We start from the raw sequence: 201 nt of genomic DNA, 5'->3' as shown, positions 1-201 counted from the left end.
GCGTGTAGGCTGGTTTTCCAGGCAAATCCGGAAAATCAAGGCTGAGGCGTGATGACGAGGCACTACGGTGCTGAAGCAACAAATGCCCTGCTTCCAGGAAAAGCCTCTAAGCATCAGGTAACATCAAATCGTACCCCAAACCGACACAGGTGGTCAGGTAGAGAATACCAAGGCGCTTGAGAGAACTCGGGTGAAGGAACT

General features: G+C 51.7%; 1 rRNA gene. It reads left to right on the top strand.

Annotated features, from left to right (window positions below):
• Positions 1-201: ribosomal RNA gene (locus tag BGE37_RS25005) — 23S ribosomal RNA — on the top strand; the annotation flags it as partial.

Origin of the sequence: Escherichia sp. MOD1-EC6300, from assembly GCF_002965045.1 — a bacterium.
Classification (GTDB): Bacteria; Pseudomonadota; Gammaproteobacteria; order Enterobacterales; family Enterobacteriaceae; genus Escherichia; species Escherichia coli_F.
The sequence above is the reverse complement of the archived record's forward strand: the minus strand, read 5'-3'. Positions and strand labels throughout refer to the sequence as shown.